Here is a 25,972-nt window from a genome sequence, read left to right as displayed (position 1 = left end):
CAAGGGGAATCCTCAAAACGATTCCGCGTTCAACGGACACGCTCTAGGTTGCCTTCGCTGCGTAGCGGGTTTCGAAGCGGCGGTTGTTCTCAAATCTAACGAGGTTCCAGCAATAGCGTTTCTAAGCAACATGAACCGATCAAACTGCGATCCCAAATCCAATGATGTTACGCGCTGGAAATATTCTAAACGCCTTCAACTTTTATTACGATGTCTCGATAGGTGAATTGGAAATCCATTTGAAACACCCCATCGCCGGTGCGATAAATTTTATGTGAACCAACTCTGTTATTAGACGGAACCAAGCTTTTAAAAAAAACGAAATAGTCGCCCCACTGCACATCATCAATTATGTAAATTTCACTATCAATGAAGTCGCACCCGTAGACAAGTAGGGATTTACCAGTGGAAATAATATTGTACTCCGATCGGAAATCTTCTTCGTCATCCCGCCACGACCCTATGAGATGCCATGGGACTTCAATTCCGCCTGTTGTTTTAGAGGTGACGTTACTTTTTCTATTATCACTGCGGAATATGGGAGTACTGCCATTTATAGTGAACAGCATTTGAATTGTGCGCGTCTCGAAGCCCCGTCTAAATTGATACACAACTTCTCGCCTAGTCGAGTCCCAATTTCCGCCGATCTTTATGCAATCGAATTCAACATCAACAGATTTTACTTGAAAAATATCTCCATCAAATGGTCGATAAACTCTGAATTTAAGGAAACCGTCATTAATACTTACATGGTACCTATTCTCAAAATCACCAACGCCAGATCTCCAGGTCCCCAGCGCCCAATCGTACGTTTCATCGTGTGTCATAAACTTGACCTACTTGTTATCCCAATAATTTAAAAATTCATCTGTTATGGGCTTTACAGTTTTCCTCCCGGTGTGAGGATCCTTAACAATCATTCTATTTGGATTTGAGGGGTCGGGTTTCACATGTTTAAATCCATCATTTGATCCACTTGCACTCCCCGCCCAGCCTCGTTCACCTCGAACTGCTTTGGGAATTTCCCGTGGCGCTCGGCATGGCCTTGGTTGGGGAAAGCGTTGCTTCCTTTCTCAACGTTGGCCCAACGACAGCAACGGGCCTAATCGCCGCCCTCGCCTATCTCGGACCGCGTGGAATGGAGTTGCTTGTGCAGAAGTGGGTTGCTCGCAAGGCCGCGAGCTAACGAGATCGCCGGCGCTTAGTTGAGTTTCTGGAGCTGGCCTAATATTGCGTCCAGCTCTTCATCTTCGCCAGAGCCAAGGGCAAGGTTTCAGCGATCGCGATAATGGCGGCCATTGCCTCGGGCGGTGTCCAGCCGGCTATTGCGGCGTTCGCGATGACCTCTTGCACCGAAGCTTCCAACGCTTCTTGGCAGTCAATGAAGCGAATCACCGATTGCGCTTTTGGTGGGATGATTGTTGCCATCGTTTTTAGATATGTCGCGACCTGAAAAATGAAAGCCGCCCTGGGTTAGCCGGGCGGCTTTTTGCGTTTCGGCACTGCCATCAGGCGGTGATGGCGGGGTTTTTGATCTGCTCTGCGCTTAATCTTTATCGATGGTCCGAGCGAGTCGCCGGGCCGTGGTGTGAAGGACATAGCTAAGGCAAAGTCCTAAGATCGACAGCAGAACCCAGAGAATTTGAGGCTTGTCGTGAGGAGATGAGGCTATCATTGCGACCGTTGGACCTAGCGCCGCGATCGCGGAGGCGGTGACTGCCATGCCGTTGAAGTATGCCGCTCGAATCTTGATCTCTTCCTTGCGTCCTTCAGTCATTGGATGACTGCACCTCTTTCGGCGCTTCGTCCTTCAGCTCGATGCGCCAACGGCGAAGTCTAGCTTCATCGTCACGGCTAAGAGATTTGCGTGTTTCGAGCGCATGCTCAAGCATCATTACGCCGGCCCGCTTCTGCCAGATATCCCCGTGAATAGGGTGCGAAAACGCTACAAGCTTCAACGCCGCCACTACGTCATCGTTTCCTGCGGGCTTCAAATCGGACAAGCCTCGGTTAACTCGATCGACCGAAGCTGTTACCGTGCCGACGATTACCAGTGCGATCCCCGTAAGAATGAGCATGGCGCTGATCGCAAGTAAGTGGATATTCGTGACCTCCATCCGGAGGCCGGCCGTCTCAACGCCGGTGAAGAATAAAAGCATTATCCAGCCGACGACAAACGTCAGCATTCCGCAGATTGACATTCCATTAGATGGCATTGGTTTTCCTACCCCGCTAAAGGTCACAACCTTTATTTCGAGGCTGTGGCATGTCAACCCGTAGTTGCCGCGTCTGATCGAGGCGCTTCTAATACCTATGAGGCTTCTCGCCGGGATAGGAATAATTGGCGCTGCGGTGGCTCACTATCTTCGAACCCGGCCGGCCGCATTGGCTCCAACGGAACGCCGCATCGCTCGGCTTGTTCTAGAATCACTTTGCGGTGAGTATATAGTTCGCCGAGCGTGAGTGGCGATGTGCCGAATGGACAATGATATGCTTAAGGGATTCTGGCTTCTTAGTAATTCAGATGAAATAATGGATCGACATAATATCTTAGTTCTTCAAGATCGAGAGAGGTCCGATTTCAAAGCTACCAAATTGTGGGAGCCCGGATCGCAAATCGATGAGTCCTTAGAGCTTGTATATTGGCTGGAAACGGGGACGATAGATAAGCTTTGGACCTTTGACTATCTACCCGGAACTGCGTCCTGTCCTGTCGTTACAGAAAGGATGAAAAATGCTTTAGAAGAATGCATTCCAGCTTCTGATGTCGGTTTCCGTAAGTGTGATGTATTCGACCGGCAAGGGAATTCGATGGAAGCGTACACCACTTTTCCAAAAAATTGTCGCCGGTGTGTTGACCGGGATGCCTCGGACGCGGACTGGTTTATCCCGTCGCTTAAGCCCGATCGAATTATGATAACAAAATCTCGGCATATAATTTGGGCGGAGGAAAATTTTAGCGAACTAAATATAGTGCGTGTTCGCGAGTACATGCCTTCTATTATAGTTTCAAATATCGTTAAAGAAACATTCGAAAGAATTAATTCAAAAGGATTGAGTTTTTCCCGAAAGGGTAAAATTCCCCTTTAATTTGTTGAATGTTGCATTTGGCTCCCTTCCCTCTCTGCCCGCGCTGTCCAAAAACGAACGTTTGTGGACACCTCGAAAGTAGTGTCCGAAATCTACGTTGACAGCCTTTACGACAGGCAGGATATTCCGAACAGCTTTTTGGACGGATCTGCCTCGATGCCTCGCACCTTCGCCTACGCCCGCGTCTCTACAACCGGACAAAGCCCGGAAAATCAAATCAGGGAGATCGAGGCCGCCGGCTTCCATGTTGAGCCGCGCCGGATCATCACCGAAAAGATTTCAGGCAGCACCTTCATAAGGCAGCGTCGAGAGTTTTCACGGCTCGTAGACAAGTTGGAGGCCGGCGACATTCTGATCGTCACGAAGCTCGATCGGCTCGGCCGTGATGCGACCGATGTCAGCACGACCGTTAAGGCTTTGGCCGAAATTGGTGTGCGGGTTTATTGCCTCGCTCTTGGCAGTGTTGACCTTGCCAGCTCGGCCGGAACGATGACCATGAACGTCATCAACGCGGTCGCTCAATTCGAGCGCGATCTTTTGATCGAGCGGACACAGTCCGGCCTCGCCCGCGTCAAGTCTGAAGGTAAGGTTCTTGGACGGCCGCAGAAGCTTAGTTTGAAACAGAAGGCCGAAGCCCGAAAGGATCTCGCGGCCGGGATGAGCATTTCAGCGGTCGCGAGAAAGTTCGATACAAGCCGGCAAACGATCATGCGGGTTCGTGACAATGTCTGAAGATGCGCCGTGGAATCGCCACCTCTATGCACCTTAGAGTTATGGACGTGTGTTGTGGTTGAGGGGGATCATACCGGCCCATGTTATGGGTCCTGCAAACTCCCCTTTCTGCTAGGTCGTTGGGAGCAAGTGAATTATGACCCCGAATAACTTGGACGCGCTCTAACTTCCAGTTCTGACCCGCCTGTAGACAACGAAGCCGAAAATTAAATCAATTACGCCACATGATAGAAAAAGTGAGCCCCATAAAATTTTGTATTTTGTGGTATCGATTCCAACAGCTTGGAATATCGCATTGTAGGACAAAAGAATATAAAACACAGCTGGCAAAGCGATGAAATATGATCCGGGGGATGACCTCTGTACCCTGGAATTGAGTTTGTCACGGAGATGAGGCACCACAAGACTTCCATACATTGTTACCGACCCGGAAACAATATACTCTCGATAGTAAAAATAAATATGCATTACTTGAAATACTATAACAGTCGCAATATACCTCGCGAAATTTTCTTCGTTGGTCACTGTCAATAGTGATGCGCACAGCACGCAGTAATACAATAGAAATCGCAAGGTAATTTTTATTGACATAAGTTTAGGAGTTATCATGGCGCACCTTTGCTTTTTGGCGAACCGTCGGCTTTTTGGTTACTTTCCGATGCGCGCGAGCTCTCCCCGCCGCTACTAAGAGCACTTTTAGAAGCCTCCTGTTTGCAGCCTCGGCCTGTTGCCGCTGATGGTCTTTACCGCCATTCGGGGCCTCTTTAATGGAATTATTGCTGTATAAGCGTCTAACTCTCAAGTGAAAGCTAGTTGGATAAGGTCCCCGAGATAGGGTGAGCTCTTGCTACTGCTCATCGCGTGCGTAGAGTTTTGTATCTGTCTCTTTGTAATGCTGAGTGTGAGCTTCGGCTATGCCAGTTAGCCGACTCGAAGATGGCCTTATCAATCGAGCGCTAATGTTGTATTTCGGATAAGAGCCAGTAATCTCAGGGTGCATATGAGCAGCTACCTCGACGTCGGATTGCGAAACGTAGCGCCCAGCCCAGTTCTCGATAACATGCTTTAGAGCCCAGCGTTTCGCGGTTGGACCTTTGGTTTTCGTCTGCGCATCAAGCCACTCGTATGCTATCCGAATGCGGTCATCATGCTCATGATGATGATCGTTATCACTGTAAGATGCTGATTTCTTCGCATCCGCGATTTGTTGATTGGTAAACATTGAGTTCTCCAGTGTTGAACTACTCAAGTTAAACACTATAAAGCGTTGATGTCACTCTATTTTTATTATATTTATATTCGTTTTTGCATTTACCGTTAGCGGCGGGATTTGTAAAGTTCCCACGCTTCCTCAATGATTACGCCCTGGACGACGCCGCGCCGAACCGCTTCGTTCGCGATCTCTTCCGAAACGTTGGGCATTACCTTGGCGTGGACCTGTCCAGTTCGCTCGCTCTTTTTGCGGCCGGGTTTCCCGCGTGGCGCTCGATCAACGAACCCGTGCACTTCGCCGGCCGCGTCGGCTTTTGCAATGTCGGCTTCAGCTGCCGGCTTTGGCTGGCGGCGAAGCGAGGAAAGATCGACTCTAAAATCACTCATTGCAGTGCCTCCGTAAGACGCTTGTAGACAGCCATGGCGAACGCCTCGGCGTTCTCGATCGCCGTTGCCATGTTTCCTTGCTTGCTTTCCATCGTGTGCAGATCGCCGCCGAACTCGAACAGCGCGGAATATGCAGTTCGTTGTGTGAGCGGCGGTTCAATGATGTCTATGCCGCCTTCCCTAAGCGATGCCTCGATGTTCTTGTGCTGATTGGTCCGAATGTTTCCTGTCATCGTGAAAACGACGGCGTGAGCGATCTTGCGATCAATCGCTTCCTCTTCCTCGGCAATAAGCTGAAGAGACTGCGCGCCGATCGTCGCATCGAGGATGGTTGCGCGCATCGGAATGATTACGAGATCCGCTTGGCTTATCGCTCGCGATACCATGCGTGAGGCAACGCCTTCCAGATCGACGATGACGACAGCGCCGTCAACATCATGTTGCTTGATCGTCTTAACGATGCTCGACTCGGTCACGTCGCTAAGCGCGGTGATGCCGGCCGGTAGCCTCCCCTTCCCTGCCCATATGCTCAAAGAATGGTTGGGGTCACAGTCCAGCATGGTTACCGGCACGCCCTTATGGGCAAGTTCCGTTCCGAGCAAAACCGCCGTGGTTGATTTTCCCGCGCCGCCCTGTCGGTTTGCGAAACCTGCGGGTGAGCCTTCGCACCGCGGCGTCCCAGATATAAAACCAGTTCGCTACAAATCAGCAACTAGCTGATCGATGCACGATGTTCGAGCGACTTACCCGGTATCGCCGCCAGCAGAAGCTGCGTGTAGGAATTCTGTGGATTGCCCAGCAATTCTCGCGCTGGTCGCATTTCCACAATCTCTCCACGCTGCATGACTGCGATTCTGTCACACACCTGCGCCGCGACATGCAGGTCGTGGGTGATGAACAGCATCGCCAGATCCAGCTTGCCCTTCAGTTCCTCGAGAAGCTCCAGAACCTGTTTCTGGATCGTGACATCCAGTGCCGAGACGGATTCGTCTGCGATCAGCACGTCCGGCTTGAGCGCAAGCGCTCTTGCCAACCCGATACGCTGCCGCTGGCCGCCTGAAAATTCGTGCGGAAGGCGATCGATGGCACGGGCATCGAGCCCAACGAGTTTCAGCAGATCAACTGCCTGCTGCAGCGCTTCGCCTTTCGGCACGCCATGGGCAATCGGACCATCAGCGATGCTGAGGCCCACCTTGCGACGCGGATTGAGCGAGGCAAAGGGATCCTGGAACACCATCTGGATGCGTTTGCGCGCATGGCGCAGGCCACGTGCCGGAAGCGCACCGAAATCGTCACCTCCCAGCATGATCTTGCCACTGTCCGGTTCGACAAGTCTTGTGACGAGCCTCGCCACCGTCGATTTTCCCGAACCGGATTCACCGATGATGCCAAGTGTCTCGCCGCGCCGGATCTCGAAGCTGACATCCTTCACCGCGTGCACAATGCGCTTCGGTTTGAACAGGCTGCCGCCTGTCACGTAGGTCTTGCGCAGGTTGGCAACCGAGATCGCGATGGTCTTGTCATCCACCTCGGCACGAACCGACGGAACGCCGTTCGGAACGGCCGCAAGAAGGGCTTTCGTGTATTCGTGGGTTGGTCGGCGCAGCACGCCTTCTGCTGTGCCCTGCTCTACGACGATGCCCTTTTGGAGAACCAGCACTTCGTCTGCAATATCGGCCACGACCCCGAAATCGTGGGTGATGAAGATCACCGACATTCCGCGCCGTTGCTGGATGTCTCGGATCAACCGGAGAATTTGCGCCTGCGTGGTGACGTCGAGAGCAGTCGTCGGCTCGTCCGCGATCAAGACGACAGGCTCGAGCGCCAGGGCCATGGCGATCATCGCACGCTGACGCTGACCGCCGGAAAGCTGGTGCGGAAAGCTCTGGATGATACGCTCGGGATCAGGCAGGCCGACTTCTGTTGCGAGTTTTACCGCCTGCGCACGGCGCTCCTCGGGTGTCAGCAGCCCATGGGCCTCGAACACTTCTGCGATTTGGTCGACGATCCGCATCGACGGATTGAGCGCCGTCATCGGTTCCTGGAAGATCATGCCGATCTGGCTGCCGCGCAGCGCACGCAGGCTCTCTTTGTCGACCTTCAGAAGATCGCGGCCACCGAACAGGATCTCTCCGCCGGCAACGCGGATTGCCTTCGGCAGAAGGCCCATCACGGTCTGGGCACAAAGCGATTTCCCCGAGCCGGATTCCCCGACAATGCAGAGAATTTTCCGTTCATCGAGATGGAAGGTCAAATCGTCGAGCGCATATTCGCGATCTCCGCCTTCCGGAAGCGCGAGCCGGAGATTTTTGACCGTCAGGATTGGAGATGACATGCTGATTACCTCAATAGCCGAGTGCCATGCCGTCCTTGCGGTGGTCGGATGCCCCCAGAAGAACGCCGCGCTTGTAGTCGATCATGATTGCCTGGCACCCTCCGATGGGTTCGTCCGCCCATTCGGTGACGTGACCACGCCGTTCTAGATCCGCTTTCACGTCCGGCGAAATCGTCGGCTCCAGGCTCAGCTTGCCGTTGTGACAAAAGCTGCGCGGCTGATCGCTCGCCTGCTGCGGATCGAGATCGCGGTCGAGGATCTGGCTGAGAAGGTGGGCGTGTCCCGTCGCCTGATACTGGCCGCCCATCACTCCGAAGGCCATGCGGGTGCGTCCGTTTTCGGCAAGTTGCGCCGGAATGATCGTATGGAAGGGTAGCTTGCCGGGGCCGATCGCGTTCGGATGGCCTTGCCTGACGACGAAGCCGGCACCGCGGTTCTGCAAAAGCACACCCGATTTCGGTGCATAGATGCCGCTGCCGAAGGCAAAGAACACAGAGTTGATCAGTGACATGGCATTGCCGTCGCGATCGACCACGGAGACGTAGACGGTGTCCTTGTGCTCGGGACCTTCCCATATGCCGGGTGCTGTGGCCTGTTCCATGCTGATCTTCGCCCGCATCGTCTCGATCGACCGGTCGGACAGAAGTGCCGCGATATCGAAGGTGATATGCTGCGGATCCGCGATCAGCTCGTCGCGCCTCGCATAAGCAGCCTTGGTGGCTTCCGCGAGAAGATGAATGCGGTCCGCTTCCGATAGGGTGGGATCGCGAAGATCGAAGCCGTCGAGAATGCGGGCGATCAGAAGCGCTGCCAGTCCCTGGCCATTCGGCGGGCATTCGAGAAGATCCATGCCCCGATAAGAAGCGCTGATCGGAGTGGTCTCGAAAGCACGGTAGGTTGAAAAGTCGCCCTCCTCGTGCAGTCCGCCCAGGGACGCCAGCAGCGTGGTGACCTCCTCGGCGACCGGCCCGGCATAGAAAGCGTCGCGACCTTCACTGGCAATGCGCCGCAACGTGGCTGCAAGCGCCGGGTTGGTCATCCGCTCGCCGGTCCTTGGTGCCCGGCCACTCGGAAGGAAATAGGCGGCGGCATCCGGATATTTCTGCACCCGGTTGGCGTAGCGTACCCAGTCGAGTTCGACGCGCGGCGTGATGCAATAGCCTTTTTCCGCAGCCTCGATAGCCGGGGCGAGCACCCTGCCCATGTCCCGCCCGCCATAGGTCGCAACGAGATGGCACCAGGCATCAACGGCGCCCGGCACGGTCACCGCGTGGGGGCTGTCATCGGCAATGCTCGTGATGCCTTTTTCGAAAAAGTAATCGAGTGTGGCTGCCATCGGCGCACGACCTGAGCCGTTGAGCGCAATCGGCTTGCCACCAGCCGGTGTATAGAGCGCGAAGCAATCGCCACCAATCCCCGTCATATGGGGGTCGATCACCGATTGTAGGGCGATAGCGGCCACCGCCGCATCGACGGCATTGCCGCCGGCGCGCAGAATGTCCACCGCAGCAAGGGTTGCCTGCGGATGCGAGGTTGCCGCCATACCGCGATCGGAAATTGCCACCGACCGGCCCGGCCTAAAGAAATCACGTTGCTGCATGGACATTCCCCGTCATCTTCAATTGCTCGATGTCCAGCTGGGCGGCGGCTGCTTCGTCGCAGAATACAGTGACTGCAGCATGCCGTTGCAGGGACGAAGCCGGACAATCGAGGCTGACCTGGCCCTGCAGCGCTGCCGCCAGGGCTTCGGCTTTCGCCGCCCCCGTCGCAAGCAGCACGATCTCACGTGCCTCGAGAATGGTGCCGATGCCCATCGTCAGCGCGGTTTCCGGCGGATCTTCGCCGTCTGGAAAATCCGGACGGTTGGCATCGATGGTCGATTGCGCAAGCCGAACCATTCGCGTCCGGCTGTCATGTGCCGAGCCCGGCTCGTTGAAACCGATATGACCGTTGCGGCCGATGCCGAGCAACTGCAAATCGATCCCGCCATTGTTTGAGATCATCTGTTCGTAGGCCTTCGCGGCCGCGTCGAGATCAGACGCGGTGCCATCGGGAATGTGCGTTCGGGTCACGTCGACATCGACATGATCGAAGAACAGCTCGCGCATGTAATAGGCAAAGCTCGCAGAATGATCCCGGCCAAGACCGGTATATTCGTCGAGATTGAAGCAGCGCGTCTCACGCCATGAAACCGTCTCGGTTTGACCGATCAACGTCTTGTACACCGTTCGTGGCGTTGAACCCGTCGCAAGCCCAAGCGTCAGGGCAGGCATCGCAGCAATCCGCTCCAGTATCAGAGAAGCCACAGCCACGGACGCAAGCTCGGGGGTCTGATAGATCCGGATTGTGGGGCGGTGAAGGTCCCGTGGCATCGAGTTCATAGTGCACCTTCCAGGGGCTTCGGAGTAACCGGCTCGACCCCGCGCAGAGGGAGGCCGAACAGGGCTTGGTAAAACCCCTCCTGCGCAATTGCGACGGCGCCAAGAATGCCAGCCCGGTTTCCGAGCGAGCTGATGACGCAGGCGGGCGGCACGGGCATGCAACGCGTGAGATGGTACTCCACCCGATCGATCAATTCCGCACGGGAGCCAACGCTGCCTCCAAAAATCACCCGCTGCGGATCCAGCACGGCGGCAATCGCCGCAATGGCAACGGCAACGGTGCGGCCCACTTCGTCTATGACTGTCTGGGAAGCGCCGTCTTGTCGCGAAAAGATTTCGCGAACCGTCAAACCTTCGACGCCACTGTTTCCGGCATACCGCGACCGGATCGCGGCGCTGCCGACAGATGTTTCAAGCACGCCGGAACCGAACGCAGAGGAATTGAAGGGGTCGCCGCCGATCGGCAGGGTCGAGATCTCGCCAGCTGCGCCACGGGCACCACGAATGAGCCGCTTCTCGCTGATGATACCCATCCCGATCCCGGTTCCGAGCGCCACGAAGACGAAATTATCGATATCCTGCCCTTCGCCGAGGACCTGCTCGCCCTTGGCCGCGACATTGACATCGTTTTCGAGAACCATCGGAAAGCCGAGGCGCCCGGTCAGCGCCGCCTCGAAATCGAAATCGGTCATGCCGGCGATATTCGGCATCATGGTGATACGACGGGTCTTTGGGTCCACCGCACCAGGAATGCCGACCGCGCCCATCCGCACGAGCTGCGGCTCGATCCCGATCTTGGCCGTCATAGTGTCCAGCAGCACTGCCAGCTGTTCGACGAGATGCATTCCGCCACGGGTGTCTGTCGCCTCCAGGATTTCTTCCACGACTTTACCGGAAAGGTCCGCAATCGACGCATGGACCTTGGTCCCGCCGATGTCGACGCCGAAGAGGAAAGCCTTGCCGGGATCGAGCTCGTAGTTGACTGCGCTGCGCCCGACGCCACCTTGTGTGCGTCCCGTCTCACGAACCCAACCGTCGACCTCGAGATCGCGCACGATCTCCGACATCGCCTGCTTCGACAGTCCGGTGACGCGGGCAAGCTCGGCGCGTGAAATCGGTGAACTATCTATGATCGTACGGAGCACGGTACGCGAGGTGATTTGTCGCGTGAGGGGCGCCAATCCAGAAATATCGGTCATGATCTCATTCAATTCGTCATCTTTGCGGACTAAGTTAGCTGGCGGGGTATGTCTGTCAATCGAAATAAGGCTAAGATCGATTGAAATTCATGCGATTTGTGAAGAAATGAATTTATTTAGTCAGCCTTCTTTACAATAGGGATGTTCCTGTGCATCACTGATCGACGTACAAAAACTGGGCAAAACGCGCTCTTCTGCGCGGGTTTGAGGAAAAATAATGGGAACGAGCATCAAACTGGCGATGATGGCGACTGCCATCGCGATGACTTTCACAACCGCGCAGGCGGCAACTTTACGCGTCGGCATGCAGGACGATCCGGATGCGCTGGATCCCGCGACCTCCGGCACCTATGCCGGCCGTATCGTATTTTCGGCAATGTGCGACAAGCTCGTCGATATCGACGCCAAGCTCGAGATCGTACCGCAGCTGGCAACCGCCTGGGTCTGGAACGCCGAGGGTACGGAGGTGACGTTCACCCTTCGTGACGGCGTCAAATTCCAGGACGGAACACCCTTCGACGCAGCCGCGGTGAAGTTCAATATCGAACGCATGAAGTCCCTGAAGGATTCCAAGCGCAAGGGTGAGCTCTCGCCCGTCGAAACCGTCACCGTTATTGATGCGACACATGTTTCATTCAAGCTGAAATCGGCCTTCGCCCCGCTTCTCGCCGTCCTGTCCGACCGCGCGGGCATGATGGTGTCTCCAGCGGCTGCCGCGGAAGGCAAGGAATTTTCCGCCAACCCAGTTTGCGCGGGCCCCTTCAAGTTCAAGGAACGCCGTGCGCGCGACGTGATCTCACTCGAAAAATTCGACGGCTACTGGAATGCCGCAGCGATCGGTTACGACGACGTCCAGTACCTCTATATTCCGGATTCGACCGTCCGCCTTTCGCGTTTACAGGCCGGTGATCTCGAAATCGCCGAGCGCATTGCGCCGACCGACCTCGGCACCGTTCGGGGCAACAAGGCGCTCGCGCTCCACACGTCGCCCGGCCTTGCCGTGTCGCATCTGATGATCAATGTCGGCAACGGCGAAAAGGGCGGCGCGCTTGGCAAGGAGCCACGGCTTCGCCAGGCACTCGAGCTCTCGATCGACCGCAACGTCATCAACAAGGTTGCCTTCGCCGGCGAGTTTTCTGCCGACAACCAGATGATCCCGCCATCCAGCGTTTTCTATGACAAGGCGCATCCGGCTCCCGCCCGCGACATCGAAAAGGCCAAGGCTCTTATTGAAGAAATCGGCGGCGATGCACCCGTGGTCGAAATCACCTACGAAAACTCGCTCGCCGATGGTCGCGTTGCTCAGATCATCCAGTCAATGGCGGGCGAAGCTGGCTTCCAGATCGAACTGGTTCCGCTCGAAACGGCATCCGCCGTCGAACGCTACCTCGCTGGTAACTTTCAGGCCTATATCGGCAACTGGAGCGGCCGCGCCGATCCGGACCCGACACTGATCTCCTTCTTCGGCAAGGAAGGCAGCCAGAACGTCAACAAGTATAGCAACCCGGAAATGGATAAGGCCCTCGGAGAGGCGCGCGCGACCTCTGACGTCGAGAAGCGTAAGGCGCTCTACGGGACGGCGACAGGCATCTACCTCGCCGACCTGCCAACGATCCCTCTCTACCATCCGAACTGGTTCTATGCGGCACGCACGGATGTCGGCGGCATCACGGTCTATCCAGACGGTCTCCTGCGTCTGACCGACGTAAAGCCCGCGAAGTAAGCCAAAGCCCGTCAGGGCACTGTGTAAATCATCCCGCCAGCCGGACCGTGGTGCTGGCGGGACCACACGAGAAAGCTCATGCTCTCCTACGTCCTGCGTCGCCTGGCAATCGCCATACCCACACTTCTGCTCGTCTCGATCCTGGTCTTCAGCCTGCTGAAGTTCCTGCCCGGTGATCCGGCGATCGCGCTGGCCGGTGAGGAACGCGATCCTGCCGTCATCGAGTATCTGCGGCAAAAGTACAGCCTCGATCAGCCGCTATACGTCCAATACGGCAAGTGGCTCGCCGGGATCGTCCAAGGCGATTTCGGCCTGTCGATCCGTACCCGACTTCCGATCGGCGAAATGATTGCGCAAAAGCTGCCGGTCACGATCCAGCTGTCGGTCATGGCAATGATCCTTGCGACCCTTATCGGCATTCCGGCCGGTATCATCGCAGCGCTGAAGCGGGGAACGGCGGCGGATTACGGCGTCAGCATCATCGGCCTTGCCGGGCTTTCAGTGCCAAGCTTCTGGCTGGGCATCATGCTGATCCTGCTATTTGCCGTAACGCTCGGATGGTTTCCGTCCGGCGGCTACGTCGCCTTCTTCGATAGTCCCCTCGACAATCTGCGCCACACGCTTCTCCCCAGCCTGGTGCTGGGAACTGCCGCCGCGGCAATCGTGATGCGCCATACGAGAAGCGCAATGCTGCAGGTTCTGAAGCAGGATTATGTCCGCACCGCCCGCGCAAAGGGCTTGAAGGAGCGCATCGTCGTCGTGCGGCACGTCCTGCGCAACAGCCTTGTCCCCGTCGTCACGATGAGCACGCTGCACTTGGGCGAACTCCTGTCTGGTGCCGTATTGACCGAACAGGTGTTCGGCATACCGGGATTTGGTAAGATGATCGTCGATGGTGTTTTCAGCCGCGATTATGCCGTGGTCCAGGCTGTGGTTCTCTGCTCGGCAGCACTCTTCCTGCTGATGAACCTTCTTGCCGATATCGCCTATGTCATTCTAAGCCCGAGGTTGCGCGGATGAACACGTTGAACGCCACGCTTCAGTTACCGAGCACGTCAGGGGCAAGAAAGTCCGTGCTTTCACGGTGCATGCGCCAGCCCGGCGTGATGATCGGCGGAACGATCATCCTGTTCTTCGTGCTGGTCGCGATTGCGGCGCCTCTGATCGCGCCCTACCAGCCCAATACGTCCGACTGGATGGCAATCCGACAGGGACCGACAGTTGCTCACTGGTTCGGCACGGACGACCTTGGCCGCGATATCCTGACGCGCATCATCTATGGCACGCGGGCTTCATTGCTTGTCGGCATCGTGTCCGTCGCCATCGCCATCGCCATAGGCGTCCCGCTCGGCATGATCGCCGGCTATTTCGGCGGAATCATCGACATGGTGATTTCGCGCATCACCGACGCTCTTCTTGCATGCCCCTTTCTGGTGCTGGCGATCGCGTTTGCCGCCTTTCTCGGTGCGAGCCTCGAAAACGCGATGATCGCGATCGGGATATCGGCCATGCCGATTTTTGTGCGCCTGACGCGCGGACAGGTCATGACGGTCAAGGCCGAAGACTATGTCGACGCCGCCCGCCTGCTAGGAGTGACGCACAGGAAGATCATGCTGACCTACATCCTGCCGAACGCGATGGCACCTATCATCGTCCAGGCGACGATCACCATGGCAACATCAGTTCTTGCAGAGGCAAGCCTCGCCTTTCTTGGCCTTGGCCAACGTCCGCCGTCTCCGTCATGGGGAACCATGCTCGATGTCGCCCGCCAGTTCCTGACGGAATCACCTTGGATGGCGATCTGGCCGGGTGTCGCGATCATCCTGCTCGTCATGGGCTTCAATCTGCTGGGAGACGGACTGAACGACGCGCTCGATCCGAGACGCGACGACTGATCTGATCACCGAAGGCGCAATAGCAACTAAAGCCTTGAATGGCGGAAAACGGGCAAAACAACCGAAACGTTATTGCCGACGAAACGACTATAGAAATGAGGCCTTGGTCACGTGGGCGAGCGGTTGTTCGCTATGCGCCAATGACTGAGCCGGTTCTTTTCCACGCCGTGTAACGCTATGAGATTACACGATATGCTGAGGGAGGTGAACCTTTGTAGCTCGAGGAGCCGGCGGCGCCCACGAAACTTAATGGCTAACGCTAGGTATCGGCACACCTCTTCACAGGTTTCGTATGCGGCGAGAGCATTTGTGAGCTTGGCGATTCCCGCCGTCTCTGGATTCAGGTTTTATGGATGTCCCGTCGGCGACATCGCAAGTGACGAAAGCTTGCCCCATGTCTACCGGGTCGCGACGCTAGCGGGCTTGTTCAGTCGGCACCACTGCCGTGTGAACGTATTGCGGACCCACAGAGGTCTTAAATCTTACCGCGGCAATTTCTCTCCATCGTGCCGGTTGACCTGAGCCCCTGATAGCCGTCCGGTAAGGTGAGCAAGGATAAGATGTCTTCAGGGACTAAGGCAGCAAATGTTGCCGTGGAGCCACCAAAGTGAGCAACTTTTCGCCGCTGGAATTAGCGATAGGATCTGCATTCCAGCGCAATGACCAACTGGTTTTCACCGTCAACCCCGCACTTTCCCACGCTCGGCGAGAAAATCCAGGAGCGCGCTCACCCGCGAAGGGAGCAGTCCACCTTGGCCCGTATGAGTAGCATGGAAGGCCTCGCGACGCCGGGATTGAACCCCTCCCCAACGGGTATGAGACGCCCGGCATCGATGTCGTCTTGCACCGTGAACCGGGCAAGGCGTACAAGCCCGACACCGCAAAGCGCCAGACGGCGCAGCGCTACGCCGTCGCCCGCCTGAACCCGCCCGACGGCCGGAATGACGACAGTTCCGGCAGGCGTCTTCATCGGCCAACCATCCACATTACGGAATAGGAGAAGCCAAGACAGTTGTGGTGAGAGGGAGACAGAGCCGTCGACAACATGCAGTTGCATGAACGTCGACTTCCATTACTATGATTTTCATGTGTTGTGGGGGTATTTCAGTGCGTCGAGTTACAGTATTCAGCTGCTGCGCCTTGCTTTTGAATGGATTGATCGGGGAGGACGCAAAAGCGACCCCTGACGGCCGCGCCGGCGCTAAGGCAACGATGAATTCACCGGCTATACAGACCGTCGCGCTGGCCGCTCCGCAGGCTACCATGATCTGGGTGGTGGTCTCCAGTCGACCTACTCTCGAGCAGGCTGGCGCAGTCGCGCAATCTTTTGCTGCTACTCTTGGGCCGGCCTTGATAACGCAGTCACGTAACGGCTCCTTTGCTATCGTGACGGGGACATTGTTCAAGGACAAAGCCAAACCCAATTTAAATACCCTCAAGGAACTCAGGCTCGTCCCGCGCGACGCATTTCTAAGCAATGGCGAAGGCTTTGGGTCTATCGTGTCTCACAGCTACTCAGCAGGTACGTCAACCGATCTGATGACTCAGACCTCGCTGATTTCTTCAGTAAGACGTCTGCAGATCGCATTGACGCGACTGAAGCTCTATTCAGGGCTGACCGATGGCCTTATCGGACCCGGGACGGTAAAGGCATTTACGGCCTATCTCGCCGCATTCGGACCGCCTCCAGGAGACTTTCTAGATGAATACGCACTCAATATAATTGAGCAAATTGCGCAGGACGGCTTTCGATCGATGGCGGAACGCCAAACGGCGCAAGGCATGGGTTTCGACGACGGAGAAACCTATGCACAGGCAGTTAAGGGAGGTTTCACTTCTCAACAGGTGATGTTTCAGGCGAAACAGCGAGGCTTCCAGACGAACCAGGATTTTGAGGCGGCTTCAAGATCCGGCTTCGAGACGGCGGAGGAGTTTGAGAAAGGGAGAGCTGGCGGCTTCCTAACTGCAGACGAATACCGCGCGGCTTCACGCTTTAGGTTTGGCACGCGCACGGACTACGTCGCTTTCCGATCATCAGGATTTGCCGACAAGGACAGCTTTACCACCGCGCAGGAAAGAGGCTTTAGCGACAAGGCTTCATATGAGCGCGCCGTCGCAGTAGATCTGAAGGCTGCTCGTGTAAAGGCTGAAATCCTGCTTGAGGACGCGCAGGTTTTCATCCGGTTAAACCCACAGATACCGAACCTCATCGCTGTTGCTGACAAAGCAGCTATTCTGGGAGTGACTTTGCCAACAGGCACCGCGTCCAACCTCGAACAGGCATCGTCTCAACTCCAGGCGCTTCTCACGCCGTTAAGCGGCTACAGCGATTTCGTCGTGGCAAGAGATAAGGAGCGGACGGATGATCGCCGGAAACAAGTTTTAGCCTATCAGCAGGAGCTTGAGACCGCTCGCGTAGCGCTTACGAATTGGGTCGCGGCCAATATCTCCTCCTCGAAACTTCCGCAGGTCGTCCAGGAACTGAAGTCTCTCGCCGACGCTGCCGTCTCGGATGACCTCGATGACCTGCAAGGAGCAAGACAGTCGCTCGGTATCTTGATCGCAAAGAATGGGCTGGCAGGGGAACTCGCCGGTCTTCAGGCCGCTGGCGCGGACAATGCATACACTAATCCAGGGGAAGGGAACGCACCATTTGCCGTAACACCGGCAAATGCCGTTCTCCTGAGCGGAGCAGGAGGCGACGTCGTTTCGCTTTTCAACGCGTCCGCCGAGGCGCCGTCACTTGTGCGGACCTTAAACGGCGGTCTGTCCTTCTCGAATGACATTGCAACCGTATGCCTGTTCGGAATTAACGAAACGCCCTCCATCAGGAGGGGATTGCGCGCAACCCTCTCGCCTATGGGTGCGACCGTCGTGAAGACAAGTTCTTGCACAAGCAGCAGTCCAAAGCATGCGGATCTGATCATTATGCGGCGAAAGGCGTTTCTTGAGGCGCCGCCGAGTTTCGCGGTGGCATTCATTGACGCGCTCGAGGCCAAGAGGCTTCGCAGGTTTGATGCGATCGATTACGCGAAGCTCGCAGACAACGAGCAAAAGGAAATTGCGCTCGTCGCTGCAATAACAACAGGCGTCGAGACTGGTTCTCGAACTGGGTTTGGTGCTTTCGAAGTCGCGATTGAAAAGGGTGGGCTTTGCGTCGTTGTCACAGAGGATACAGATGTTCATGGAGACATGCTGGCGGCAGTCAAAGAAATGGTCGAGGCGTCCACACCTATGACTGTAGTAAGCGACCGGACCTTAGAACAACTGTATCCCATGATACTGCGCGATGAATGCAGAGTGGTGTATGGATCTGCGGGTACGTTACAACAGCTGATCCAGGCACTGAAGCGGGATGAAAAGCCCATCGCTTTCCTGCCGATCTGGATCGAAACTGATGAGGTTCTCAGCTCTGCCGCCAAGCTGGCAGCCGTAAAGCTGGAAAGAACAAAACAGCAGGAAGCTCAGAGGCTCGCCGCACAAGAATCCGAACGGTTGGCGGCGATCCGTCGACAGGATGAGCAGTCACGGTTGGTAGTAGTGGAAGCCGAGCTCCGAAAGGTGAATGGGCCAGATGCAAACGCGCGACTAACGAAGTTTACTGACTTCCTCAAAGCTTCGACCTTGGTCGCCGACGGCCGGACGTCTGGGGCAAAAACAATGGCGCCTGTATATCGGGATTTCATAGACTGGCTCGAAGCGCAGAAAACTGAGGGCTGGGAGTTGGGGAATGTCGATACGGCAATCAGTGATTTCGGAGCGGTGAATTGGAAAGACCGTAAACTCGATGCGCTTGTGACTCGAGTGGAGTTGAAATTCAAAAGCCGGGAACGTGGTGAATATCGAACAGAATGTATTTTATTTGGTGTTGTGCTCGATGACGAGTTCGAAATGGAGCGGGATCCTTTGCAAACGCTTTGCGCGGACGAGGTCGTGAAACTCGATCCGTGGAAGTCGGGTCATGGTTTTGAAAGTCGTTGGAGAGCGGTATCGTCGGGGATTGCGACTCCGTAGCTGTTCGTCCCCAAGGATGATGGCTTTCGTACTTCCTTATTTTTAAAACCGTGGTCTACCGGCGGTATCGCCTATGACGCCGCTCGACGTCGGTGAAGGCAGCACAGTTCTCTGTATTATTCATCCACCCCCACGGTAGACACTTGGAGCTGCAACTCCCGCAGATGGGTAACCGCGGCCGCTAAAGCCTCTCGCGCAGCAGGGTCATTCATCTTGCACCCCCACCCGGCCACCATTTCCGTTGCCTTGTCGAAACCGGATTGGTAGCCCCGCACGTAGTCGGACTGGCTGGTCGAGACGGCAACCATCTGCTCCCGAACCTCCTTGTCCAACGCTGCGATCCCGATTGCTCTTATTTGCCTAAGCGGCACCGATAGGCCGTCCGCTGCGGCCGATACCGCAGACCGGCTGGAACAGCCGCCAAGGACATTCTCCGCATGCAGCACTACGGAGCGCTGGACGTCTCTCAGTGCCCGGCGATAGCCTCTAAGAAATGGGGTTATTTGCGACATGATAGACCTGGCAACGCAGCTTCCTCAAAGTGTACCCTAAGCCGTTGCGTGACACTGCGTCGACATTGGGTCTTTCGATCGGCCCCACGGGTAAGGTGTGCGGCCGATCGAGGAATGAGGTTGTGTCGTACAAGTGCCTGATCATCCGATCGGTTCAGAACCACTCATCCGCTGCAGCTTGATCGCAATCGCCTCCACCGACAGTTTGCCACTTTTTACCTCGGGATAAAGGGCGATCATCGCAGGGAGGACCCGCTGCAATGTCGATATCACGGTCTCGACCGGGGGAAGCCGCCAACCTCTCGGCTTTGGCTTGCCAAGCGCCGCCCACTGCTGATGGCTACGTTTCAGCAGCTCTCGCTTCGTCACCCCATTGTACTGCATCAAGTCCATTGCAATTTGCAGGTCAGTCTTTCGGAAACGCTTAGGCAGGGCGTCGTTCAAGACCTGGACGACCAAAAGGGCGGACGCATCCGCTGGATGGTTCGACGGCTCCTGGCTAATCCCAGGAGCCAAAGGTCCGAGTCGCTTTTCCAATGCCGCCTGCAGGATGGCTGCATCTCGTCTCTCGCAGTCCCTTTTCACCCGGCGCAGTTCCGTCTCATCGATTGGGCCGATCAAAGCGTAACCCACCCCCTCCTCCACGATGATGTCGTCGGGATGCGGAAGCACGGTGGCGAGATCCTGACCGCGCTTACGAGCCGCATCCAGAAGATGCTGCTGATGGGTCTTGAACTGATGTCCGAAGGCTACGTCTTCGTCGGCCTTCTTCTGTCTAAGCCGCTGCGCCATGTTGATTTGGTAGATGGCATTGCTAATCGAATGCTGCCCGCCATTGGCGGCCATCTGCATCATTTTGCGGGTGACGACTTCGTCCATGCGGACAGTGTCTGTACGGCCGTTCGAAGCTATAGTGATTTCTCGTGCCGCCTCCCTTAACAGGGCCTCCTGCAACGAGGTAAGCTTGTCCCAATCATCAGCGCCGTCGTGACGACCATCGCGCTTGCGCGACCTATTCCGTTTGATAGCCATTAAGCCGCTCCCTTCATTGCTTTGGACGTCTTCCGGCTTGCCGCATCGGCGGTTCGGCAAACGTCGAGGGTATCGCCCGACCGTTCGATGCTGATCTGCGAGAAGGTCGATCCACTCCCTTCCAGCCGGGTAGGCTCGCCAGTGACCCGCTCGAACCTACGGATGATCGTGTCGCAGTACAGCGGATCGATTTCGAGCAGCCTGGCAACGCGACCACATTGGTCGGCCGCGATCAAAGTCGATCCAGAACCGCCAAAGATGTCGAGCACGCTATCGCCACGGTTCGTGCAGTCCCGGATCGCGTCCGCAACCAGTGCCACCGGTTTAACGGTGGGGTGCATAGCGAGCTCTTCGTTGCGTGCGGCTCCAAGAGAACTGATGCCAGGATAGTCCCAGACATTGGTGCGATAGCGTCCGGTGTCGCCAAGCCCAAAATTGTTGATGTGCGGGGCACTACCGTTCTTGAAGACAAAGACCAGTTCATGCTTCGACCGGTAGAACGACCCCATGCCGCCGTTGGTCTTGTTCCAAACACACAGGTTCTTGAACTCATCGAAGACAGCGCGACCGGCCTGCAGCAGTTCGCCCATATGCCGCCAGTCCATGCACACGAAGGCGATGGCACCATCCTTCAGCTGGCTTGCCGCCACGCCAAGCGTGTCGCGAAGAAAGGCAGTGAACGCTTCCTCGTCCATCTCGCCTGATGCCACCGCGAACTCACGGTGCTTGACCTGACCAAGGCCGCTGACATGCCCGGCGATCCGAACGTTGTAAGGTGGATCGGTGAAGAGCAGTGCTACGGGGGCACCTTGGCAAAGCCTGGAAACGTCTTCGCTCGAGCGAGCATCCCCGCAGAGAAGCCGATGCGGTCCAAGCTGCCAGAGGTCCCCTGCCCGATTGACAGGTGGTCCAGGTGCCAGTGGCTCGACCGCGTCCAACGGGTCGTCCTTGGCAGATGTAGGTTTCTGCTCACCTTCGATGGTGAAGTCGATCTCGGTGGTGGAAAAGCCAAGCAGTCCGAGATCGAAGTCGAGATCGATAAGTCCCTGCATTTCGATGGCCAGGACATCGCGATCCCAGCCAGCATTCTCGGCAAGCTTGTTGTCGGCAAGGATGTAGGCCCGAACTTCATCGCGCGAGAGATGCGAGAGCTTTCGAACCGGCACCTCGGACATGCCCAGCAGTTTCGCAGCCTGCACACGGCCGTGGCCTGCAATGATGGTATCGTCTTCAGCGATGAGCACCGGATTGCAAAAGCCGAAGCGTTTGATGCTTTCGGCAATCTGGTTGATCTGCTTCTTTGAATGCGTGCGGGCGTTGTTGGCGTAGGGAACAAGCCTCTCGATCGGGCACGACTGTTCGTTTGGCGGATGCATATGCATTCTCCATGAGGGTTGGACTGGGTATCGGTGAACGTCGATGCGGCGCCGCTGAAGATAGGTTAACCGCCCGCACCTACCCGCCGCAACCGTCTCGGGTGAGAAAGCAAAACTGTTTCTAGTCGTTCCGATGGCGTAACGAACGTCTTCAACTGACCTTCGAGATGTCTTTGAAACGACGTTGAAGGCTTCGAAACGGGTCAGAAATGGGGTTCTTTTCGAAGAGGCTTCGAAGACTCAGATTTGTAGAATATTTTTCTATAATCAAACTGCTATCAGCTTAAAACAACGAACCCCGTTACAGTCGAGCTGTCGAATCGGGTCGGTCCCTCCCAAATCGAAGAACTCGGTCTCCAATAATTATACGTGAGGTGTGATGGGCTCAGTACTATTTGAGGCTTATAGACAGGAGATGGTCGGGCTCCCCCTGTCATCAATTTGGCAGGGACACGGATCAGCGATCTTCCTCGAACTTGGCCAGCTTCACCCGCTACGACGAAGAGACGGGGCGGATGGCAGGTTGGTTGGCGATTTCACTGTCATGATGGAGTGGAGTTGGCGGATCGAGGATCGATCGTCAATTCTTGGTGGCAGCTGGAGTGATGAGGCTCAATGGACATCCCTCTTCGGCTCGCTGTTGGGCCGGACCGTGCAAGACGTCACCTTGTTCGGTCGCCTACCTGAGCTGTCTGTCACTCTGAGTGACGACAGATACGTGCTGTCCTTCATGACGGCCGATAGCCAGCCAGCTTGGAGCTTGTTCAGGCGTTCTGAAGCACCGGTGCCATACATATCAGTTGCCAACGGAGTGGTCCTTGCGCAACTTTAGTTAGGCACAAGGGAGTGCGCCTTGGCCGAAGTCAACATAATGCGAGTACCTTCTTTGACTAGCATGACGTGACTACCAATCATCCTGGATCGCCAGATCCCGTGTACGCTTGATGCAACAGTTGATATTGTAGGGGCCGTGATGCTATCGTAAGCTATCGTCACATATGCGGCACACGGTGCCTGCTTTCCTCATGGCAATTGATTTTAGCTTTCGAGCTGGTCCGCGTAGCGGCCTCAGCTTTAGTTTCATTCCTTGCGATCCCGACTTGTTCAGTCAATCCGGATTCGACCTCTCAAACACGGGCGTATTCAGCATTCGAGAAGAGGCGTTCTTGTTAGTTGAAGGATTGATAGCCCGTTCCTTCCCTGACTGGTCGGCTACCTATCGGCACTGGGGTACGACGTGGATAGGACGAGCGACTTGGCTTGAAATCTTCGCTCGGTTCGACGAACTTCGGCGTGACGTCACGGGGAATATGCCTTGGAGGGCAATAGTCACCAAGTACGTCCTCTACGTCGAATTGATGCCCCGCAAAAACAAACTTCATCGAAAGGCTTTGCTTACGTTCCTTGACCGGCTTGAGAAACGGGTACGCTCATTGATCCGACTCCATTCTTACGTGCTGATAAGTGGCATTTAAACTCTTGCATGCTTGATTGACGTAACAAACCAACGTGGATCCCCTGAGGCAGCCTGTGAGTGCTTCGGGTCGGCGCAGACGTCGGCCGCCGATAAATACTCTAACACCCCAATAAGCATTATTTCTCTGAACGTTAATGGCCCGATGGCGTGAGCTGGAGAGGATCGATGATTGAAGTGAACATACAGCTGCACTGGGGTCCGAGGGCTGAGGAGCTTGAGGCGCTCGTCCAGAAGTCAGTTGAGTACCTCGCTGTGGTGACAGGGCTCGGGCCCTCGTTCGACACTTGGGTCCAGCCTGGTAAATCCAGGAAGAGTACACTCGCAAGCCCGGTTATCGACCCTACCGATTCTGAGGAAATTCGAAAGCTCTTGTTGAAGGGGCGGAATTGGACAGATCTTGCGCCGAAGACCGTAATCCCAGAGCTCGGGTATCACTTCAGGCTTTGGAACCGAACTGCCGGGAACGTGGATTCAACGCTCTCGATACGGTGCGGGGCCTACTCCGAGTTCTTGTCTCGGGACGCGCAGAACCTGCTGAATTTCAGTGCCAGTGTGACTGCAGGCGAAACGCTCCTGTTGGATGATGGCGCAATCGAGCGAGCTTTTCTTGTCTCGGCAGCGATATGGGCCCCGCACGGCGGACGTTCATGGACACGTCGGGGCGACGCCGAATACACTATCGCAGCGATATAGCGTAGGAGCGTTTGGACGAAGCGCTTTAGCGGCTTAGTGCTGGTGGCGAACAAGGTGGAAATCCCGGATCCTAACATATTGTGGATGGACGTAGCAGACGAGGTCCTCTAATTACGCTTGCCCCCACCGAGCGAACCTTACAGCATGCGTCTTGAGGCCGTGCGCGATCTCATAGAGGTGCGAGACACGCTCTCGAATTGCCGAAGCCGGCTGCTAAAGTTCCCGTGGAACTTTGAAGGCTAGGCCACAGTGATCACTAGGCTAGATTTAGAAACCGTTCCTTCGCCATCCTTCAAGACAAGATCAGCTCGAAAGATTTGGAAGACTGGGCCGACTTGCTCGAACTCAGAGATGATGTTGCGTATGACGCCGATCACAGAGACTGGCTCAGCTTTGCTTTCGTTAAGTTGTCTGACCAACACTTGAACGGAGCCATATCTGCGCGAGCGTATCGGAGTTGCTTTCTTTGGATGAAGAAACAGTTCTGCATAACGGCCTTTTCGGGGCGATAGCGGATGCGTTTTAGCAGTTTTGTGCCGACAGGCGTCATTAAGCCCAGCAGAGGCTTCCCGGAAATCCCCATGAAAAACGAAAGCGTCGACTACGAACTTGTTCTAGGAACGCTAAGCGATGTCCTCATCGAAATCAGGTCATGCGACAATCTACGTGAAGCGCAGACGCTTGCAGACGTATTTCACAATGTGCCGGCCGGATCGCATCTGGGATACCCGCGGACGAGATACGAAAAAGATTGGACCAAACGGCCGCAAGGCTTGGGTTTTAACGCTATGTCGACGCGCTTTTCTACGATGACTCGCGGAACATGAGGCAATAATGTCTGCATGGAGGCTCAAGTCAACTTCGGCAGCGTCGCGCCAAAAGGAACATTTGATTTTGATATTGACTACGGCGCACGCAGGATGCAATTTTTGTCTGCTTCAATCTCCTAGCCCGGTCGCCGGGTATTTCCGTGAAAAAGCTTTCAGAATCCGAAAGGCTCCGGCGAGCAGTTTGCGTTGAGTACGGCTTCTGTGGAAGCCTGCAGGACGGGGGCTCGCTCCATGTGATCGACTTCATTCCGGAGCGAGGGAAAGTCTCGGTCGAGCAGTTTATTGACTGGCTTTACATGGCTGAAGGCGAGAAGCGGTGTCGCAGCCCAACCCAGATGATCCTGCAAGAAAAGCTTAGAAGCTGTTTCATCGGCTATATGGGCTCGGACATCGTCTCGGCTTACAAGCTGAGACGAACATGCCATGCCAGGACAAAGAGTGGCCGGTGATATCACCGCCGATGGCGGTCAAAACAACAGATCGGGAGTGGCACGATGGCCTCAGAGGTTACCGATTATAAGCTGGTTCTTGCGGTGCTGCATTATGCTCTCATCGAGATCAGGGCGACCAAGAACCTGCGAATGGCGCAATCTCTGGCCGACGTGTTCCATAATGTACCCAATGGAGTTGCGGCAGGCCGTACGCCGGACGATATCCGTAAGCAACTCGATCAAACTGCGGCTCGGCTCGGGTGCCAGGACTATATCAACAGCCTGTTCGACAGCGCAGTGAAAAACATGAACAGATAGGCATTTATGTCACCTTCGCCGAACGCCGCCCCCCGCAGCTTCGCGCCAGGAGCGGACGTTGTCGCTTACAGCGGAGTTTGCTATCCAAGCAAGATGATCAGGAAGCGTTCGCTGCAGCCATTTTCGATTCTCGCTCTGCTCAAGAGATCGCCCTCTCAAGTAGTTCGCCCCGGCGTTCCATTTTTTACCGTAGGACGTGCACTAGGACCGCCGAATCGGTGGTACTTTAGTGGAGACTCTGTGACCTTCGACTGTCTCCTGGACTATCACGGCAACATCCAAGTGGAGATTGGGGTTCTGGGGGAGCAGGTAGTCGTTCGTCGAGTCGGGGTCCG

Annotated in this window: 22 protein-coding genes and 1 pseudogene; 9 read left to right on the top strand and 14 right to left on the bottom strand. The window is 55.8% G+C overall.

Annotated features, from left to right (window positions below; translation table 11 throughout):
* Positions 1–185: 185 nt before the first annotated feature.
* Positions 186–827 carry a hypothetical protein gene (locus IFT66_RS00115; protein WP_192076461.1) on the bottom strand — a complete coding sequence of 214 codons (642 nt, stop codon included), beginning with the start codon at positions 825–827 and terminating at the stop codon, positions 186–188.
* A gap of 179 nt (positions 828–1,006) precedes the next feature.
* Here IFT66_RS00115 and IFT66_RS23800 point away from each other — a divergent pair.
* Positions 1,007–1,186: pseudogene (locus tag IFT66_RS23800) on the top strand (phage holin family protein); the annotation flags it as partial.
* A gap of 38 nt (positions 1,187–1,224) precedes the next feature.
* Here the strand turns inward: IFT66_RS23800 and IFT66_RS00110 are convergent.
* A complete protein-coding gene (locus IFT66_RS00110; RefSeq protein WP_192076460.1) occupies positions 1,225–1,428 on the bottom strand; it encodes a hypothetical protein in 204 nt (67 codons plus the stop codon).
* Between the two features lie 341 nt (positions 1,429–1,769).
* Positions 1,770–2,216, bottom strand: coding sequence for a hypothetical protein (locus tag IFT66_RS00105; protein WP_207105876.1), 447 nt, complete (start codon positions 2,214–2,216; stop codon positions 1,770–1,772).
* A gap of 262 nt (positions 2,217–2,478) precedes the next feature.
* Between IFT66_RS00105 and IFT66_RS00100 the strand changes: the two genes are divergently transcribed.
* Both IFT66_RS00100 and IFT66_RS00095 read left to right on the top strand, forming a co-directional pair.
* Positions 2,479–3,090, top strand: a complete 612-nt coding sequence (locus IFT66_RS00100) for an imm11 family protein (RefSeq protein ID WP_192076458.1) — start codon at positions 2,479–2,481, stop codon at positions 3,088–3,090.
* Between the two features lie 156 nt (positions 3,091–3,246).
* A complete protein-coding gene (locus IFT66_RS00095; protein ID WP_192077094.1) occupies positions 3,247–3,822 on the top strand; it encodes a recombinase family protein in 576 nt (191 codons plus the stop codon).
* Between the two features lie 847 nt (positions 3,823–4,669).
* Here the strand turns inward: IFT66_RS00095 and IFT66_RS00090 are convergent.
* The 7 genes from IFT66_RS00090 to IFT66_RS00060 form a co-directional block, all read right to left on the bottom strand.
* Entirely contained in the window at positions 4,670–5,044 is a 375-nt protein-coding gene (locus IFT66_RS00090; RefSeq protein WP_192076457.1) for a hypothetical protein, read from the bottom strand.
* A gap of 95 nt (positions 5,045–5,139) precedes the next feature.
* Positions 5,140–5,421 carry a chromosome partitioning protein ParB gene (locus IFT66_RS00085; protein ID WP_192076456.1) on the bottom strand — a complete coding sequence of 94 codons (282 nt, stop codon included), beginning with the start codon at positions 5,419–5,421 and terminating at the stop codon, positions 5,140–5,142.
* Positions 5,418–6,107: an AAA family ATPase gene (locus IFT66_RS00080; RefSeq protein ID WP_192077093.1), complete on the bottom strand. Its 690-nt coding sequence runs from the start codon at positions 6,105–6,107 to the stop codon at positions 5,418–5,420. Before IFT66_RS00080 ends, IFT66_RS00085 begins: the two co-directional genes overlap by 4 nt.
* A 26-nt stretch (positions 6,108–6,133) precedes the next feature.
* Positions 6,134–7,756 (bottom strand): dipeptide ABC transporter ATP-binding protein, encoded by a 1,623-nt coding sequence (locus IFT66_RS00075; RefSeq protein WP_192076455.1) that lies wholly within the window; start codon positions 7,754–7,756, stop codon positions 6,134–6,136.
* A 10-nt stretch (positions 7,757–7,766) separates the two neighbouring features.
* Positions 7,767–9,356, bottom strand: coding sequence for a gamma-glutamyltransferase (gene ggt, locus IFT66_RS00070; RefSeq protein WP_192076454.1), 1,590 nt, complete (start codon positions 9,354–9,356; stop codon positions 7,767–7,769).
* The gene (nagB, locus tag IFT66_RS00065) at positions 9,343–10,137 is read right to left on the bottom strand and encodes a glucosamine-6-phosphate deaminase (protein WP_249406314.1); all 795 of its coding nucleotides are present in this window, start codon (positions 10,135–10,137) and stop codon (positions 9,343–9,345) included. Before nagB ends, ggt begins: the two co-directional genes overlap by 14 nt.
* Positions 10,134–11,336 (bottom strand): ROK family transcriptional regulator, encoded by a 1,203-nt coding sequence (locus tag IFT66_RS00060; protein ID WP_192076453.1) that lies wholly within the window; start codon positions 11,334–11,336, stop codon positions 10,134–10,136. Before IFT66_RS00060 ends, nagB begins: the two co-directional genes overlap by 4 nt.
* A 217-nt stretch (positions 11,337–11,553) precedes the next feature.
* Between IFT66_RS00060 and IFT66_RS00055 the strand changes: the two genes are divergently transcribed.
* The 3 genes from IFT66_RS00055 to IFT66_RS00045 all read left to right on the top strand — a co-directional run bounded on the left by IFT66_RS00055 (position 11,554) and on the right by IFT66_RS00045 (position 14,954).
* On the top strand, positions 11,554–13,059 hold the full coding sequence (locus IFT66_RS00055) for an ABC transporter substrate-binding protein (protein ID WP_192076452.1): 1,506 nt from the start codon (positions 11,554–11,556) through the stop codon (positions 13,057–13,059).
* 78 nt (positions 13,060–13,137) lie between these two features.
* On the top strand, positions 13,138–14,079 hold the full coding sequence (locus tag IFT66_RS00050) for an ABC transporter permease (protein WP_062459243.1): 942 nt from the start codon (positions 13,138–13,140) through the stop codon (positions 14,077–14,079).
* Positions 14,076–14,954, top strand: a complete 879-nt coding sequence (locus tag IFT66_RS00045; RefSeq protein ID WP_192076451.1) for an ABC transporter permease — start codon at positions 14,076–14,078, stop codon at positions 14,952–14,954. The genes IFT66_RS00050 and IFT66_RS00045 overlap by 4 nt, the downstream gene beginning before the upstream one ends.
* Before the next feature lie 727 nt (positions 14,955–15,681).
* Here IFT66_RS00045 and IFT66_RS00040 read toward each other — a convergent pair.
* Complete coding sequence (locus IFT66_RS00040; protein ID WP_192076450.1) at positions 15,682–15,924, bottom strand: hypothetical protein; 243 nt, start codon at positions 15,922–15,924, stop codon at positions 15,682–15,684.
* A gap of 137 nt (positions 15,925–16,061) precedes the next feature.
* Here IFT66_RS00040 and IFT66_RS00035 point away from each other — a divergent pair, with 137 nt between their 5' ends.
* Positions 16,062–18,968, top strand: coding sequence for a hypothetical protein (locus IFT66_RS00035; RefSeq protein ID WP_192076449.1), 2,907 nt, complete (start codon positions 16,062–16,064; stop codon positions 18,966–18,968).
* A 116-nt stretch (positions 18,969–19,084) separates the two neighbouring features.
* On the opposite strand, the gene IFT66_RS00030 is transcribed toward IFT66_RS00035, so the two are convergent.
* The 3 genes from IFT66_RS00030 to IFT66_RS00020 all read right to left on the bottom strand — a co-directional run bounded on the left by IFT66_RS00030 (position 19,085) and on the right by IFT66_RS00020 (position 21,888).
* A complete protein-coding gene (locus IFT66_RS00030; protein ID WP_192076448.1) occupies positions 19,085–19,300 on the bottom strand; it encodes a hypothetical protein in 216 nt (71 codons plus the stop codon).
* A gap of 321 nt (positions 19,301–19,621) precedes the next feature.
* Positions 19,622–20,512, bottom strand: a complete 891-nt coding sequence (locus IFT66_RS00025; protein ID WP_192076447.1) for a hypothetical protein — start codon at positions 20,510–20,512, stop codon at positions 19,622–19,624.
* Positions 20,512–21,888: a site-specific DNA-methyltransferase gene (locus tag IFT66_RS00020; RefSeq protein ID WP_192076446.1), complete on the bottom strand. Its 1,377-nt coding sequence runs from the start codon at positions 21,886–21,888 to the stop codon at positions 20,512–20,514. The genes IFT66_RS00025 and IFT66_RS00020 overlap by 1 nt, the downstream gene beginning before the upstream one ends.
* Positions 21,889–23,530: 1,642 nt before the next feature.
* Between IFT66_RS00020 and IFT66_RS00015 the strand changes: the two genes are divergently transcribed.
* Both IFT66_RS00015 and IFT66_RS00005 read left to right on the top strand, forming a co-directional pair.
* Entirely contained in the window at positions 23,531–24,058 is a 528-nt protein-coding gene (locus tag IFT66_RS00015; protein ID WP_192076445.1) for an Imm52 family immunity protein, read from the top strand.
* Between the two features lie 1,324 nt (positions 24,059–25,382).
* Positions 25,383–25,637 (top strand): hypothetical protein, encoded by a 255-nt coding sequence (locus IFT66_RS00005; protein ID WP_192076443.1) that lies wholly within the window; start codon positions 25,383–25,385, stop codon positions 25,635–25,637.
* Positions 25,638–25,972 lie beyond the last annotated feature (335 nt).

The organism is Rhizobium sp. CFBP 13726, assembly GCF_014841925.1.
Lineage (GTDB): Bacteria > Pseudomonadota > Alphaproteobacteria > Rhizobiales > Rhizobiaceae > Neorhizobium > Neorhizobium soli.
This window is presented reverse-complemented; position numbering and strand designations above follow the sequence as displayed.

Coding starts and splice junctions, on each gene's coding strand:
- IFT66_RS00115 (WP_192076461.1), bottom strand. CDS start 827: ATGACACACGATGAAACGTACGATTGGGCGCTGGGGACCTGGAGATCT.
- IFT66_RS00060 (WP_192076453.1), bottom strand. CDS start 11,336: ATGACCGATATTTCTGGATTGGCGCCCCTCACGCGACAAATCACCTCG.
- IFT66_RS00015 (WP_192076445.1), top strand. CDS start 23,531: ATGATTGAAGTGAACATACAGCTGCACTGGGGTCCGAGGGCTGAGGAG.
- IFT66_RS00025 (WP_192076447.1), bottom strand. CDS start 20,512: ATGGCTATCAAACGGAATAGGTCGCGCAAGCGCGATGGTCGTCACGAC.
- IFT66_RS00050 (WP_062459243.1), top strand. CDS start 13,138: ATGCTCTCCTACGTCCTGCGTCGCCTGGCAATCGCCATACCCACACTT.
- IFT66_RS00055 (WP_192076452.1), top strand. CDS start 11,554: ATGGGAACGAGCATCAAACTGGCGATGATGGCGACTGCCATCGCGATG.
- IFT66_RS00040 (WP_192076450.1), bottom strand. CDS start 15,924: ATGAAGACGCCTGCCGGAACTGTCGTCATTCCGGCCGTCGGGCGGGTT.
- IFT66_RS00005 (WP_192076443.1), top strand. CDS start 25,383: ATGGCCTCAGAGGTTACCGATTATAAGCTGGTTCTTGCGGTGCTGCAT.
- IFT66_RS00110 (WP_192076460.1), bottom strand. CDS start 1,428: ATGGCAACAATCATCCCACCAAAAGCGCAATCGGTGATTCGCTTCATT.
- IFT66_RS00075 (WP_192076455.1), bottom strand. CDS start 7,756: ATGTCATCTCCAATCCTGACGGTCAAAAATCTCCGGCTCGCGCTTCCG.
- IFT66_RS00095 (WP_192077094.1), top strand. CDS start 3,247: ATGCCTCGCACCTTCGCCTACGCCCGCGTCTCTACAACCGGACAAAGC.
- nagB (WP_249406314.1), bottom strand. CDS start 10,137: ATGAACTCGATGCCACGGGACCTTCACCGCCCCACAATCCGGATCTAT.
- IFT66_RS00105 (WP_207105876.1), bottom strand. CDS start 2,216: ATGCCATCTAATGGAATGTCAATCTGCGGAATGCTGACGTTTGTCGTC.
- IFT66_RS00045 (WP_192076451.1), top strand. CDS start 14,076: ATGAACACGTTGAACGCCACGCTTCAGTTACCGAGCACGTCAGGGGCA.
- ggt (WP_192076454.1), bottom strand. CDS start 9,356: ATGCAGCAACGTGATTTCTTTAGGCCGGGCCGGTCGGTGGCAATTTCC.
- IFT66_RS00100 (WP_192076458.1), top strand. CDS start 2,479: ATGGACAATGATATGCTTAAGGGATTCTGGCTTCTTAGTAATTCAGAT.
- IFT66_RS00090 (WP_192076457.1), bottom strand. CDS start 5,044: ATGTTTACCAATCAACAAATCGCGGATGCGAAGAAATCAGCATCTTAC.
- IFT66_RS00020 (WP_192076446.1), bottom strand. CDS start 21,888: ATGCATCCGCCAAACGAACAGTCGTGCCCGATCGAGAGGCTTGTTCCC.
- IFT66_RS00085 (WP_192076456.1), bottom strand. CDS start 5,421: ATGAGTGATTTTAGAGTCGATCTTTCCTCGCTTCGCCGCCAGCCAAAG.